Raw genomic sequence first — 14,935 nt, 5'->3', positions numbered from 1 at the left:
GTTTGGCGTACCCGCCCGATACCTTCGTATACCCCCCTTCGACCCATGCGTAATCCGCACACACCGATGGACAACTGCGCCCGCAGAGCCCCCGCCTTAGCATTGCTTTCGACAGCGGGCGATTAAGCGCCATGCAGTACGGCAAGCAGTTTGCGGCGGCCGGTGATCGTCACGCCAGAGTCGCAACCACGACTCGGTTTATCCATCCATCTGCGTCAGGGAGCACATTATGAAACAGCAATTATTGGTGATCGGGGCGGGGTTCGGCGGGCTGTGGAGCACGTTGAGCGCCGCGCGCTTGCTGGATATGCATGACCGCCACGATGTGCAGATCACACTGCTCGCCCCGCAAGCCGAACTGCGCATTCGTCCGCGCTTCTACGAGCCGGATGTTCAGAGCATGTACGCGCCACTGGATGCGCTGCTCGATGCCGTGGGCGTGCGTTTCGTCAAAGGCACTGCCGAAAGCGTCGACAGCCAGGCGCGGCGTGTCGGTTATCGCGATGAGGCCGGCCGCCCCGGTGAGCTGACCTACGATCGCCTGGTGCTGGCCAGCGGCAGCCAACTGGCCCGTCCGCCGGTACCCGGTCTGCAAGAACATGCGTTCGACGTCGACCAGATCGAATCGGCGGCGCGCCTCGAACGCCACCTCCACTCACTGGCCAAGCAACCCGTCAGCGCTGCGCGCAACACCGTGGTGATCGCCGGTGGTGGCTTCACCGGTATCGAAACCGCAACAGAAATGCCCAGCCGTCTGCGCGCCATTCTTGGTGCGGAGCAAGACGTTCGGGTGATCATCGTCGATCGCAGCAAAGACATCGCCGCGACCATGGGCGACGGCATTCGTCCGTCGATCATCGAGGCGTCGAAAGACCTGGGCATCGAATGGATCGTCGACGCGACCGTCGCCGCCGTGGATGCCAATGGCGTCACACTCGCTGACGGTCGCCACATCGAAAGCAACACGGTGATCTGGACCGTGGGTTTCCGCGCCAGCCCGCTGACCGGACAACTCGACGCCGAGCGCGATGGCCAGGGGCGTCTGCACGTCGATGGCAACCTCAAAGTACAAGGCCTCGATCACGTGTTCGCGGCCGGCGATGTCGCCCGCGCCGCCACCGACGACGTCGGCAACTTCTCGGTGATGTCCTGCCAGCACGCCATCAGCCTCGGTCGGCATGCCGGCAACAATGCCGTCGCCGATCTGCTCGGCGTGGCGCCAACCACTTACCGTCAGCCCAAGTACGTGACCTGCCTGGATCTGGGTGCCTGGGGCGCGGTGTACACCGAAGGTTGGGATCGCCAACTGAAACTGGTGCGAGCCGAAGCCAAGGAGCTGAAGACGCAAATCAACAGCGTGTGGATCTACCCGCCAGCCGCTGACCGGCGCACCGCCCTCGCCGCTGCCGACCCGATGATCCCGGTGGCCTGATCGCCCCCCGGATTACCTCGCCTGATAAAAAGGAGAACACCATGACCTTGCCTCTGGATTCCTTCACCGCCAACCGCGCAACCCTGCAAACCCCGACCGAAGAACTGGTGCCGTCGCGCTACGCGCTGCGCCTCGGTGACATCGACGTCATGGTCATCAGCGACGGCGTGCTGCCGCTGCCGACCCAGACCATGTCGACCAACGCCGATCCCGCCGACCGCGCTGCGTGGTTCAAAGAAATGTACCTGGGCCCCGACGCGTTCGACTGGGCACTCAACGTGCTGGTGGTGCGCAGCGGCGAGCAGGTCATCCTCGTCGACGCCGGCCTCGGCGGCCAGTTCCCCGGCTTCCCGCGTGCCGGGCAGTTTCCCAAACGCCTCGCGGCGGCCGGGATCGACCTCGCGGATGTCACCGATATCGTGATCACCCACATGCACATGGACCATATCGGTGGCCTGCTTGTTGATGCGGTAAAAACCCGACTGCGCGACGACGTGCGTATCCACGTCACCGCCACCGAAGTCGATTTCTGGACCTCGCCGAACTTCACCTATACCGACATGCCCGCGCCGGTCCCGGACGTCTTGCGCTCCACCGCCAACGCGTTCATCGACCAGTACCAGAGCAAGCTGCGTATCTTCGAAGACCAATACCAAGTGGCCCCCGGCGTGGTCGCCAGGCTCACCGGCGGCCACACCCCGGGCCATTGCGTGGTCTACGTGACGTCCGGCGCCGAACGCCTTACCTTTGCCGGCGACGCCCTGTTCCCGGTAGCCTTCGACCACCCGGACTGGCACAACGGCTTCGAGCACGACCCCGAAGAAGCAGTGCGCGTGCGCGTACGGCTGCTGCAGGAAGCCGCCGCCAGCGGCGAACTGTTTGTCGCCACGCACCTGCCCTTCCCTTCGGTTGGCCGTGTGTCCGTCAATGGCGAAGCGTTCCGCTGGATTCCGGCAATCTGGGATTACTGATCGCGATGGCGCAGAGCATCTTCGCCCGGCGTTCGCCGAGCGAAGATGCAATCCCCCTCACGCTAGCCCAAGCCCCGCACGCCCCAGCGGGTTCAGACTCTCGACAGCAAAACGCTCCACCCACGAGCGCTCATAATCCTCACGCGGAAAATCATCCGGCGAAGCCCCCTGCGCAAACGCCCTGAACACATCCCGCGCATAACGCAGATTCTTCGCACACATCGGCGCCGCCGGGACGTACATCACGTTGCCCCAGCCCTGCTGGTTCTGCACCGGCGCGACGCTATGGATTACATCGCAATGCCACCACACTGAATCACCGGCCTGCACATCCGGTATCGGACTCAGCCCCTCCACCAGCAATGGATGCCATTGCCGCGACACCGGCAGCACCTTGCCCGGCGCCACACCACACAACTCGTCTTCGGGCACGTCATCAAGTAGCGGCCGCAGCAGCAGGTAGGCTATCGCCTTGGGGATCGGCACGGTGTGCAGCACGCCTTGATCGGCCTGCATGTCCGACAGCGCAGTCCAGCCCTGAAACGTGCGAAACGCCGAACACTTGACCGTGTCCTTGTAGGCGTATTCATCGACCTCGGTACGAAACGCCGCATCTCACGGATCGTAGGCTGCGAAGTCGTTGCTGTAGATGTTGTCGAAGACCTTCAGATACGCCGGATGCAACCAGCGCTCCAGCGCCCCGGAATCGGTGTGCGGCCCAAGGCCTTTTGAGTGAGTACCCGGCGGACGCCGGCGCACTCGATCCGGATACAGCGCATTGATGTCCGGATTGAACCAGTCCTGCCCGTGCGAATGAGTCTTCCACAATCGATTGAGAAACGCCTGCGCCGTGCCCATCCGCTCATGCTGGCGCAACTGCATTTGCGACGCCGACCAGTAGATCGGAAAAATCTCCGGCCGCGACGCCTCCAGATTGCCAAAAAACTGGTCGACCGGCCCGCGATACAGCGCATCGAACCGGTTCCTGTCGAGGTAATCCAGCAAGCCCTGGTCCCATTGCAGCACCTGCTCGCGGGGGAAGTGATTGCGGATCACCACGCAGCCGCGACGCTTGATCAACGCCAACTGCTCGGCAGTCACTGTGCCGCCGGCGATGTCGGCGAACTCCAGCACCGGCCAGCCCGACCCGGTCTGCGCTTCCTGCGCTTTGATCGACGCAATCTCGCCGGCAATAAACTCACTGACCTCGGCGAACAGCCCCTGCACATCGCCGATCTGCGCGCACAAGGTGCGTTTCATTTTGACGACACTGTCGCGGTAATTCTCCGGCAGCGTTGCGCTCTCGAATGCCTGGTATTTGCTCATCGGGGGACCTGCAGACCTTGTTGTGGGTGCAGGTATGGGATCACTTCCGAGGGTGGCGACGGCAGCCTGATTTGCCGCGTCGAGTAATACGATTGTGGCGTTAAGCAGCGTGCCGCTTACAGAAAGTGATGACCGTGCTGACGACGAAACTCTGAAGGTGTCAGCCCCTTCAACGCCTTGAACTGCCGATTGAACAGCGCCAGCGACGAATATCCCACTGCCTCGGCAATCAGCGAAACCGTCGAATGCCCCTGCATCAACAGCGCACAGGCATGTCCGACTCTTAGCCGTACGATGTAGTCCAGCGCCGTGCTGCGCGTATGACGACGGAACATCCGATGGAACGCCGACACACTGACGCACACCATCTCGGCCAACGCCGGAATGCTGATGACCTCGGTGTAGTGACCATGCACGTAATCCAGAACCCGATGGATGCGCGGGTCTTCAACAATCTGACTGCCAACCTGCAAGTCCGGCGCCGACAGGATTCGTCTGGCATCGACGTCCCGCGTCAGTTTGCTCAACACCGTCAGCAATACGATCAAACGCTCGGACGGCTCCTGCTCGACCATCGCCTCGATCAGCGGGCGAATCTCCCGCGACGCCGCCGCACTGAAACTCAACGCCTGCCGCGCTGCTGCGAGCAATTGCCGCAACGAACCCAGCTCCGGAAACAGCGCCACCAGCGACTCCGCCCACGCCGCGGAAAACCAGATCACCAACGCCACATGCGGTTGCCCGGCATCGACCCGCTCCGCCGACGACCAGCTATGTGGCACATTCGGCCCGACCAGAATCAGATCGCCGTCATCGTATGGCGCGACATCATTGCCGATGTAGCGATGGCCACGGCTGTTCAAGGTCAGCGTCAGCTCGTACTCGGGATGGTGATGCCACTCAAACGGAATCGCGTCTGGCAAACGGCGGTTCAGCAGCGTCCACGAGGCAGTGGCTTCGGTGGGGATCTTTTCGAAACTGGGTTTCATGGTGAACGATTCTGCTCTGTGGTGTGGGTGGCACGCCACGATCGTATCACCGTCATCGAAACGCTCAAGATGCGAATGGGTCAGTTGCCTGCTCGCGTTTAAGCCTTTTTGCTAGCACTGTTTAAAGACACCCGGTGTTACGTCATCCCAGGCTACAACGCCTTGCGCCATTGCCTACGACTACGCCAGAATCCGCCGGCTTGTGCGCCCAGGGTGCGGGTTCTATCGTGGGGCGGTCGCTGAAAAGCAGCGATCGGGTTTGGTAGCCCAGCACTTCCAGGTCGCATAGCTCCCCTTATGCAGAGGTCGATTTCTCGTCCCTGTTTTATGGTGGTCATGCGTAGGGCGTCTTAGGGCGCGCCGGGCTCCTGGGCCGGTCTACCAACCTGTGCATGGCCGCCACCCTTCGTTTGGTAGCGAAGCGTGATGGCTCCTTAATCGCTTTCCCAGGAGTCTCATCATGTTCAAAGTCACACCGAACCCGCCCGAAACCGAAACAGTCTCCCCCTACGAGTCCCCCGATTCCAGAAAGCTAAGCGAAGCCGCCGAACGCGCCCTCGACCACTACCTCAACCCCGCCAGCCCAATCATGGCCACGCCCTACACACCCAACGCCATGTTCCTCGTCAACCCCAAAACCGCCACCGAGGAATTGCTGGCGAACGCCAGTGAATCACTGGGTTCGGCGACGGTGATGTTGGGGGATGTGGCCGCGCTGGTGGAGGGACCGATTCGCAAGACGCTGCTGGGCATTGCGCAGGTGGTGATGCTGGGGGAACTGGCGGTGAATCAGGCGCTGGATAATGTTGTGCCGACGGCATAACGAACGCTCCCTCCTTGGCGCTCTATTGTGAGGATCAAGGAGGGAGCTGTAAGAAATCGGCATGCAATGATTCGTCACAAACCAGCGATCCGGTGGGCTGAGAACAATCCTGTGGACATCAAACGGCCGTTTTCCGCCTTCGCGACGGGCCCCTGGCACCGTGTGTTCCTTTTTGATTTCCACATTTTTAATGCCGTGTTGCGCAATGGTTTAACGAAACTCTTCGTCAATTCGTTTTTTGTTGCCGCGTTGGTACGTCAATTGCGCACGGCACATCCGCAACGCGCTATCCGAACAGCTCCAGCAATGCGTCAGGCAATGACTCTCTGCAGCTTCAACTCAACCAGTTCAGCCCCGCCGCGCTCGATGAGCTGGGTCTTGATGGGGTCTTTGCGAAAGCCGGACTGGCGGTAAAAAATCACGGCCGATTCATTTCTTTCCAAGACCCAGAGCACAATCCTTGATCGTCCGGCGCTCTGCTGCTGCACCGTTGTATGGCTGAGTAACTGACGGCCGATGCCTTTACCTGTGTGATGCGGTGCAATGTAGAACGCATGTATTTCGGCGATGTTCGGGTTGCTCGGATCTTCGCGATCGGGCCCGGTCGCGATCCAGCCCAAGACGTCCCCTGCGTCATCGGTCCAGACTTGTATGTCCAGTTCTGCGCTGGCGATCTGGCGTTCCCAGTGAGCCAGCCGCGACTCGACCGTGATCCGCTCAAGATAGGCCTCGGGAATGATGTCGCGGTAGGTACTCTTCCAGGACGCCCAGTGAATCCGGGCGATCTGAACGGCGTCCTCGGGGGTGGCACGGCGGATGCTCATTTCGTGTCTCCTAGACGATGTGCAACTGACGGGCCCTGAGGTACTGGGCGACGTTTGCGAGCGCGATGACAGCGGCAGTGGAAACAGCTGCCCCCAGCACGCCGAACTCAGGGACCAGCCACAGGTTACCGGCGATATTCAACACGACTGCGATCATCATGCTGCTGGCGAAGAACGCAATCTCGCCTTTCATGTAAAGCGAAGTGGCCACGGGGCCAGTCGCTGCATTCACCAGTTGAGCGACGGCGAGAATAATCAGGCATCCGGCCAGATCCGGGTCGCTCGTGTTTCCAGCCAGGGCGCCGATAATTCCGCCCGGGAACAGGGACACGATCAGGAAGAACGGCAGTGACCAGATCAATACACGTTTCTGCACGCTGCGGAAGGTAATGCGCGCGGCCCTGTAATCATTGTTCTGATAGTGCTTGACGATGACTGGCGCATAGATTGCGTTTCCAGCCGAGATTGCCATGGTCATCACTGCCACGACCACACTGATGATCCCGTAGACGGCGATCACCCCTTCTGTGACGTAGTGGCCCATGATGATGATGTCGGTGTTCAGCAGCACGACGTTCGACAGGCCTGCGGACATCAGCCACCAGTTGTGTGAGCGCTTTTCCGCTGGTGGTGCCTGATTAGCGTCGAGCCCCGGGCCGGCAGCCGTAGTGGCGATCCCCGCCAGCACGGCCAGGCCGATCAGCGCTGACAGGCTGTAAATGACGAACAGGCTGTCAACGCTGTCCAGTGTGCCGGCGAGTATGAAACACAGGATGGTCAGTAGAGGCAGGACGATTCCCAGTGCATATTGCTCGACGACGACCTTGCCGAGCCCGTCAAGTACCGCCTTTGCCAAGGCTGCCAGCGATCGCAGAAAGATCAGCAAGGGCAAAAAGGCAAAGTGGTACGCCGGTTCTTTCAGAACGCCGAGCAGAATCAGCACATAAAGCACCGCCCCGGTCAGGACTGTGATGACACATGCATCGCTGACAGATTTTCGCAGTGCCCGCAACGCTGTTGCTCGATGCCCGTTGGCGAAAATTTTGGTCAGCAGGACCGGCCAGCCGAAAGTGGTAAAGATGATGCAGATGGAGATGACCGCATTGGCCGACGTGATGTGTCCAAAATAGTCGGCACCGACGCGCCTGATCATGTAGGCGCCGAAGAGCAGCGACATCGCCAGCGTAGCGAACTGCACAAGTGTCGAGTGGTTGATGTTTCTCAGCAGACGCCGCTGATCGCTGTAGGCCAAAGATCCATTTTCAGTCTTCACGTTTGACAGCTCCTGCCCCGTGCCCGATGGCTGCGAAGTAATTGATAGTATGCAGCGAGTCGAGCTGGCTGATCGTCGCGGCCTCGCCATCGTTTGATGCAGGGGTCACGAATATACCCAACCCCAGCAATGCACACTGGATGCAAAGTTTCTGCGCGGCGATACCCAGTACCATCAAGGCGTTGAAATAACCTTCTGCAGTCAGATCCCGTACCGAGATGGAAAGCCAAAGCACGTTCGATGCCTGAATGATCGGGCTTTGACCGATGACCGCACTTTCAAGCGCCGCGGCGGCAACCGACGCCTGGGCAACGAAACTCGCTGACGCCTTATTCCACTTTTCCCCCTCGAAATGACCGTAGGCATGCCTTTTCAGATGAAACAGCTCCAGCGAGGCGTGGCTCTGCAGCAGTTCCAGACAAGGCGCCAGTACTTGGCTCAAGTGCTCTGCCGAAATAGTGTCAGCGGTAAAGGATCGGGTGGTTTTTCGATGGCGCGAAAGCGCCCGCCAGAGGGTGCCAGGGTGTTCAGGTCTGGGGGGTGCGAGAAGCGTGAGGTTTTGTTGGCTTGATGCGTGAATCTTGGTCGACCGGTATTCCAGGTAGAGCAAGAGGTTTTGGTACCAGCCGTGAGCGATCCAGTGAGCGGCCTCTGCATAGAGCGCCTTGACGCGTTCCTGCTCGAGCAGCAGTCCCGACTCGACAAGGACTCTGATCAACTCGTCTGGAACGCCAAGACTGGCGCTGATAGCGCCCGGCGTCGAGGGACGGTCACCGCGTCGGGATACCTGGGCATAGCTCAATATGCGCAGCATATCGTCACTCAGCGTGAGGCGCGTGCTTTGCGGGTAGGCAATCGTGCCGGTCAGCTCCGCCCCCGTGAACGATCCCCACAGAAAAGGATTGGTCCGGTATTCGGTATCTCGCTCTACGCGCGGCACCTTTTGAGGGGCACAAGACGTCGGTTGCTCGATCCCGACAGCCGATCCGTCGCCGGCCCCTCGACAGATGTCCAGGGCACACAGCGCGATGTCCTGAAGGTCCAGGACCTGCAGAACGGCTTGCGGGATATCCCGCCCCTTCAGCGTCCAGCCAAACGCTACGCTCAATTGGTTGAGCGTTTCCATGCAGTGCCCGGCATCCAGAAGTACGGCGCGAAAACTTCTGCTTTCACGGTAGCGCCACATTGGTCGCTCTACGTGAGCGGTAATGATGAGCGCTAACTGCTCGCTATCGTCGGCCGACCGATAAGGGCCTTTCCAAAACAATTGATTGGAAGGTGCGTCGAAATAATAGAGCCCGTCCGCGATGTCACGCTTGCCATACACCATCACCCACGCTTCGGTCGGATGGCGTGCGCCGCCCGAGGGGCTGGCCTTGCGCAGCCAAGGCCCGAAATCTCCACCCTCGATTTGACCTACAGCGAGGAACGTACCCGACAGAATATTGCTGAGTAATTGCAGCTCGTCTTCTACCTCATCGAGGTCCATTCGGGGCGGTGCAAGCAAGAAGGTTTCAGAACGCTGGTCGCGTTGCGTATAGACCGATGGCGGCGTCTGGATCTTGCCATATTCGGCCATTTGTTCTCGATCTTTCCTGAAGCGCTCTACCGAGGCGTAGTTATGGAAGCGGTAGTCGTGGACAAACTCATGGTAATGATCGAGAAACCATCGGCCCTCAGTGCGTATCCGGCGGTGCTGGTCTTCGGTAAGCAGCCCCTTCTCCACCAGGTTTGCAACATCCGCCGGATCCACGCCGGACGGCGTACCTGCACGCTTCAGAATCTGCAGCAGTCTGGGGTAAACATCTTTGCCGACGGCCCCGTAAAGTGCAGTGGTATCCGGGTTTATGACCGTCCAGCGGCTATTGCCCTGGCTGTTCGGGGAAACCAGTTTGGTCTGCAGTATGTAAAGCGAGGGATTAGTAAAAAACGCAGTCATGCGAACATCCTGTTGACGCTGCTGAAAATGGTTTCGCGGGTCAGTGCAAAGCTTTCATAACCACCATGATGTATCTGACTCAGTTGCACGTTGGCCGCCAATGCTTTCGCGCACGACAAGGCAGCACTGGGCGAACTGCCGAATTGCAACTGATGCCTGAGCAATATCTGGGTCGCAATCTTCGGGTCGCTGATCGGCTGAACGTGGGGTATCGACAGCCCCTGAATGTGCACGAGTTCGAAAGCCAGTCGCGGGGTCGCGACACTGGCCGTGACCAGCCACGGGTTGTCGGCATAGCGCAGTACGCTTTTGCGCGCGACGCGCTGTTCATCGATTTCATAACCATGCGGTTGGCGCAACAAGGCCTGAATACTCAGGTCATGAGCGTCAATCACACAGGTTTCATCGGTGAGCAATGACCAGCCCTGCTCCTTGCACAAGGCCAGCGAGTTGGTGCTTTTACCTGCCCCCTTGTTGCCAAGCAGGATGATTGCGCCGTACCGGGGGACTTCGACAGCCGCCGCATGGAAAGCGAAGTAACGACCGTCAATCACGTCCAGGTTGAATGGAACGAGCGGCGGCGCAGTACTGGACCATGCCGAGAACGATGTCGCCCCTTCGCGGATGGAAACCTCCGTCAAGGCATGATCCGACGAGGGAGCCGTGCGCGTCAGATAGCGCCTTCTCTCCGGGCTCAGCCATGGAATACGAATGTCGTACTTAGGCTTGACCCGAGCGTCGACGACGACGTGCTTTTCCAGCACATCGAGAAGAAAGGCGTACATTTCGGCGCTGTCGGTGAGCAGTCGATAATGTTCGTTGAACAGCTTATAAATAATGCCTTGCATGAGGATCGCCCGAATCAGCCTTCGATGAGTTTGAACTGTCGTTCAACATGTGCGGCGCTGGCATAGGCCAACGTCAAATTCATTCTCATACCCTCAGGGCGAGAGTTATCGAAGTTCGGCGAATGGGTTTTATGATAGTGACTGGAATCAAACAGCACAGCCCGATTGCATCGATAGGGAATAACCACTTTTCTTCGCGTACGTGTATTAACATAGTCTTCGGACTCCTTTCCCGCCGCCAAATATATATTGGCACCCTGTCCAGGGTCGCGCCGCACGTCATATAACAAAAGCCCGCCCGTTACCGGATCAAGATTGTAATGTTCCGGCGTCAACCAATACGTCAGTGTGAGCTGGCCAAAGTCGGCGTGTACATTGCCGTCGGTATTGAGCGAATATAACAGCGCCCAATAATCTATAAGTTCGACATCTTCAAGCGCATCCTGTCTTATTTGCGCAGTTATTCCGTTAACCAAAGAGATAATCAGGTCGCTTTTAGGACGAGCGTTGTGCAGATGCTTTGATAACGGATTTTTCTGACGCCACATCTGATTTGCCAAAAGCTCTGCGTGCAGTGCCTTGCAGACTTCATCTTCGAGAAAATCATCAATGACTAAATAGCGAATATCATCTGACGGATTCAGGGCAAGTTTTTTTTTGAAAGGGAAAACCGTTCCATTGCTGCGGGCATCCATTCTGCTGAATGGCCCGGGCACAACGCGCCGGGCCCGATTGACTAGTGAGCGTACTGCTCGCTCTGTGCCGGCAGCGAGCAGATCTTGCGACTGGACGTACCCGCGTCGCAGACCTCTCCGCTCTGCAACATCGCCTGTTGAACAGGTGAAAGGTCTTCGAGGAATTCGTTGCCGGAAGGAATGACGAAGGAAATACCGTAACCACCGTAATCGTTTGGCTGCTGCACCCGGAATAACTGAAGTTGCTCATAGCTGAGCAGAAAGGACTTGTTTACAGAAAGTACCTGAACAATAACACTAGGAGTTTTACTACCGCTGGCGTTGAATGCTGGCGTCGTTTCGATGAACTCGTCATCAGGAACGACAAACGTCACAACTCCGTCATTTATGCTTTTCAGGCTGGCCGGTGTAAGTTCAAACGCTTTGAGTTCATCGCTGCTGATGACATAAGCATGCCCCGCCAGCGGATCCTGAATAAGTACGCTAGGGACTTCCTGATAATTGAATGACATTTTTCCGTTGTCTCCATTTCCTGGGTTTGAAAGCAATTGAAATATCACTTAGTTCATTCATGACTGTCAACGGCGCGACTTAAATCATTTTCAGCTGCCAGCCTGTATTTTCGTTATAACCAATAGCCTCGGGCGTCATTCGCACAAAGATCGGGAATTTCTGCGCACCCGACAAGTAACTAGTCAGTACAAGCTCAGCAGTGCAGCAGGATGAACAGTGCGATAGCGGGTGATACAACTCAGGCGTGTTCCTGACTCGTTCAACTGTATGGTGTGGTATTAGAACGGCAATGCCTCATTTCCGCACGAAGCCGTTGCACCAACAGGCATCTCATCACAGCTAACAACGACGTTCGTTATCGGAACTTACGTCTGGTGGCATTTCACGCTCTGAAGCAATAATGTCCACTGATGCCGGAAAGCGGACTGGACTCCAGCGACTCAATTTCCCGTCACAAACCTGTCACCCCCAACCTGCTAACCTCCCCTCCGTCTTCCTGATTTCCTCACCCAAGAGCCCCCAACCCAAGGTGCCCCCCAAGGTGTCCCCAACCCCACCCCGCCCAAAAATCATTCTCCGCTCCGAAAATCTGCACTCCGATGACTTCGGCGCCCTCTTCTCCCGACTCTTCGGCAATCGCTACGCCGACACCCCGCCAATCCCCTCCAGCATCATCATCGGCGGCGTCTACGGCAGACACGACGGCGTCAGTTTCCGGCGCATGCATTATCACGGCGATTTCACCGTCACCTTCCCCGACCCGCAGGACGAGATAACGTTCGTGATTCCCACGGCGGGCAAGATTGTGTTCAACCACCGTACCGAGTCCGTCGGCGTGGCGCAGGTGGGGTTGGCGATTGATAAGGCGGATATCCGTTCGATGCGGTTTCTCGACAATCATGCGCAGCACGGGATTTCGGTGAATCGGGGGCAGTTGACCGAGCGGTTGGCGGCGTTGTTGGGGCGGCCGGTTGTGCAGAAGATTGTGTTTGAGCCGGTGGTGGATCTGCACTCGGCGGCGTTTGGCGGGATCAAGGCGTTGATTGATCTGGCGACGGGGACGGAGTTTGATCTGTTGCTCAACAGCGGCACGCTGATGCCGTCGCGGTTGCGCGAGATGTTGATTGATGCGGTGCTGGAGGCGTGGCCGCACAATTTTACCGAGGCGTTGCGCCAGCCGGCGCCGAGGGTGGCGCCGCGGCATGTGAAGTTGGCGATGGAGTTTATTCAGGCGCACCCGGAGCAACTGGTGAGTGGGGTTGAGTTGGCGCGGTTGAGCAATGTCAGTCAGCGTGCATTGCAGGAGGGGTTTCGGCGGTTTGTCGGGATGTCGATTGTCGCGTATCAGCGTCAGGTGCGGCTGGAGCGGGCTTTCGAGGCGCTGGGACAGCGGCATTCGGCGTCGGTGACGGAGGTGGCGTTGCGTTTTGGCTTCAGTAACGTCGGGCGGTTTTGTCAGTATTTTCGGCAGGCGTATGGGGTGAGTCCGGCGGATTTGCGCTCGGGCGCGCGCCCGCGACGCTGACAGGCGTGGGCGGCAGGAGTATTGATCTGCGGCAAGATCGGCTGATGGCGCCAGCGCTAACCTGTAGTCGCTGATCAAACAGCCGTGCAGCCGCACGTCACGGGCCGTGGGCCAAGGTGGCGTCAAATGAACAAAAAACGCATTGTCTGGGGGAGCATTCTCCTGGGCCTTCCGTGTGTCTTGCTTCCAGTACTTTTGATGGGTTACGTCGCCTGGGTGTTGAACCTGGCAGCGGCGCAGCAACGTCTCGAATCGCTGGCGTCCGTGGCGTCCAGCCGCGCCAATAATACGTTCCATGAAGCCGCCGGGGTGCTGAAGAGCGTCGCCGCGTCGAGCCTTGCGCCGTGTACGCCGGAAAGCATCGACGAGATGCGTTTGCTGACAATCAACACCTTTGCGGTGAAGTCGATCGGCTATGTCGAGGAAGAGGTTTATGCCTGCGGCTCGTGGGGGCCGGTGGGCCATCGGGTGACGCCGTGGAAAGAAGACTTCATTACGTCTGATGGCGTGCGTGTGTCGCTCGGGGTGCAGGCGCGGATTGTGCCGGCCAAGCCGATGATGGCGCTGCAGTACGCGGCGTTCAATGTGCTGATCGACCCTGAGCAGTTTTTGCAGGTGATGGTCGAGGACGATGTGCATTTGATGGTCGGCACCGCTGCCGGGCATCTGGTCGGCGTGTCGCGGCCAGGGGCGGAGCGCTTCATGAGTCGCGTGCACCTGGGCCCCGCTTCCGCGCTGGAGGACGGTTATCTGTATACGCTGGTGCACAGCGGTGACTGGGTGGCGATTGCGGCGGTGTCGCGCCATGAGTTGCTGCAAGGTCTGGTGCGCCGGGAGATGCTGTTGCTGCCGATCGGCGGGTTGCTTGCCGGGATGCTTGCGCTGGTGATTGTGCGGCGTACGCGCAAGCGTCTGTCGCCGCTGGCGGAGCTGGAGCTGGCGGTGCGCAATCGTGAGTTCATCGTGCACTATCAACCGATCATTGATTTGCGCGATGGCGCTTGTGTCGGGGCCGAAGCGCTGGTGCGTTGGCGGCATCCGGACGGCAGCCTGGTGCGGCCCGATCTGTTCATTCCGCTGGCGGAAGAAAGTGGGCTGATTCTGCCGATCACCGATCAGGTGATCGATCACGTCATGCAGGATCTGGGGCCGCTGCTGGTGAAGGAACGCAGCCTGCACGTAGCGATCAATCTGGCGGCGGCGGATGTCAGCAGCGGTCGTTTCCTGCCCCGGCTCAAGTCCGCCATGAGCAAGGCTGATGTGTGGCCGGGCCAGATCTGGCTGGAGGCCACAGAGCGCGGTTTTGTGCAGATTGAATCGGCGCGGCAAACGATGAATCAGGCGCGGGAGTCGGGGCATCTGGCAGCCATCGATGATTTCGGCACGGGGTTTTCCAGCCTGCAGCATTTGCAGCAGCTGCCGCTGGATGTGCTGAAGATCGACAAGTCGTTTGTCGACACCATCGGGCGCGATCCGCAGGCGAGTTCGGTGACGGCGCACATCATCGACATGGCCAAGAGTTTGCGCTTGAAGGTGGTGGCTGAAGGGATCGAGACGGAAGCGCAACTGGAGTATTTGCGCGGTCGTGGGGTGGATTTCGGGCAGGGTTGGTTGTTTGCCAAGCCGATGTCTGCGGGGGAGTTTTTGCGGTTTGTTGGGGGGCGTTGTGGGGGGATTGCTGAGCTGGATGGTCAGGTTGGCGAGCCGGTTGGGTGTGTTTGAATCGAGCTGTTTTGGGGTCGCTTCGCGGCCCAGCGGGAGCAAGCTCCCTCGCCAC

General features: G+C 59.0%; 12 protein-coding genes and 1 pseudogene. 5 read left to right on the top strand and 8 right to left on the bottom strand.

Annotation, left to right across the window (positions count from 1 at the left end; all coding sequences use genetic code 11):
• Nucleotides 1-229 precede the first annotated feature (229 nt).
• Together ACIP8I_RS06695 and ACIP8I_RS06690 are read left to right on the top strand one after the other, a co-directional pair.
• A complete protein-coding gene (locus tag ACIP8I_RS06695; RefSeq protein ID WP_400759657.1) occupies nt 230-1,432 on the top strand; it encodes an NAD(P)/FAD-dependent oxidoreductase in 1,203 nt (400 codons plus the stop codon).
• A 41-nt stretch (nt 1,433-1,473) separates the two neighbouring features.
• Nucleotides 1,474-2,403: an MBL fold metallo-hydrolase gene (locus ACIP8I_RS06690; RefSeq protein WP_400759654.1), complete on the top strand. Its 930-nt coding sequence runs from the start codon at nt 1,474-1,476 to the stop codon at nt 2,401-2,403.
• Nucleotides 2,404-2,460: 57 nt separating this feature from the next.
• Here ACIP8I_RS06690 and ACIP8I_RS06685 read toward each other — a convergent pair.
• Nucleotides 2,461-3,729, bottom strand: a pseudogene (locus ACIP8I_RS06685) (YbiU family protein).
• A gap of 116 nt (nt 3,730-3,845) precedes the next feature.
• Complete coding sequence (locus ACIP8I_RS06680) at nt 3,846-4,718, bottom strand: helix-turn-helix domain-containing protein (protein ID WP_400759652.1); 873 nt, start codon at nt 4,716-4,718, stop codon at nt 3,846-3,848.
• A gap of 460 nt (nt 4,719-5,178) precedes the next feature.
• Here ACIP8I_RS06680 and ACIP8I_RS06675 point away from each other — a divergent pair, with 460 nt between their 5' ends.
• Nucleotides 5,179-5,541, top strand: a complete 363-nt coding sequence (locus ACIP8I_RS06675; RefSeq protein WP_400759650.1) for a DUF6124 family protein — start codon at nt 5,179-5,181, stop codon at nt 5,539-5,541.
• A gap of 311 nt (nt 5,542-5,852) precedes the next feature.
• Here ACIP8I_RS06675 and ACIP8I_RS06670 read toward each other — a convergent pair whose 3' ends face one another.
• From ACIP8I_RS06670 to ACIP8I_RS06645, 6 genes are read right to left on the bottom strand one after another with little or no spacing between them, the layout of a single operon-like run.
• Complete coding sequence (locus ACIP8I_RS06670; RefSeq protein ID WP_367084717.1) at nt 5,853-6,365, bottom strand: N-acetyltransferase; 513 nt, start codon at nt 6,363-6,365, stop codon at nt 5,853-5,855.
• Nucleotides 6,366-6,375: 10 nt separating this feature from the next.
• Entirely contained in the window at nt 6,376-7,638 is a 1,263-nt protein-coding gene (locus ACIP8I_RS06665) for a polysaccharide biosynthesis C-terminal domain-containing protein (protein ID WP_400759647.1), read from the bottom strand.
• The gene (locus tag ACIP8I_RS06660) at nt 7,628-9,577 is read right to left on the bottom strand and encodes a nitroreductase family protein (protein WP_400759644.1); all 1,950 of its coding nucleotides are present in this window, start codon (nt 9,575-9,577) and stop codon (nt 7,628-7,630) included. The genes ACIP8I_RS06665 and ACIP8I_RS06660 overlap by 11 nt, the downstream gene beginning before the upstream one ends.
• On the bottom strand, nt 9,574-10,425 hold the full coding sequence (locus ACIP8I_RS06655) for a hypothetical protein (protein ID WP_007969043.1): 852 nt from the start codon (nt 10,423-10,425) through the stop codon (nt 9,574-9,576). Before ACIP8I_RS06655 ends, ACIP8I_RS06660 begins: the two co-directional genes overlap by 4 nt.
• A gap of 14 nt (nt 10,426-10,439) precedes the next feature.
• Nucleotides 10,440-11,120, bottom strand: a complete 681-nt coding sequence (locus ACIP8I_RS06650; RefSeq protein WP_007969042.1) for a hypothetical protein — start codon at nt 11,118-11,120, stop codon at nt 10,440-10,442.
• Between the two features lie 41 nt (nt 11,121-11,161).
• Nucleotides 11,162-11,632 (bottom strand): hypothetical protein, encoded by a 471-nt coding sequence (locus ACIP8I_RS06645; RefSeq protein ID WP_400759641.1) that lies wholly within the window; start codon nt 11,630-11,632, stop codon nt 11,162-11,164.
• Nucleotides 11,633-12,174: 542 nt separating this feature from the next.
• On the opposite strand from ACIP8I_RS06645, the gene ACIP8I_RS06640 reads away from it, so the two are divergent.
• Both ACIP8I_RS06640 and ACIP8I_RS06635 read left to right on the top strand, forming a co-directional pair.
• Entirely contained in the window at nt 12,175-13,158 is a 984-nt protein-coding gene (locus ACIP8I_RS06640; protein WP_400759640.1) for an AraC family transcriptional regulator, read from the top strand.
• Nucleotides 13,159-13,356: 198 nt separating this feature from the next.
• Nucleotides 13,357-14,880, top strand: coding sequence for an EAL domain-containing protein (locus ACIP8I_RS06635; RefSeq protein WP_400759638.1), 1,524 nt, complete (start codon nt 13,357-13,359; stop codon nt 14,878-14,880).
• Nucleotides 14,881-14,935: the final 55 nt, after the last annotated feature.

This window comes from Pseudomonas sp. NPDC088414, assembly GCF_044753325.1.
Classification (GTDB): Bacteria; Pseudomonadota; Gammaproteobacteria; order Pseudomonadales; family Pseudomonadaceae; genus Aquipseudomonas.
Note: the sequence above shows the minus strand (reverse complement) of the source record. Positions and strands in the feature narration are given on the sequence as shown.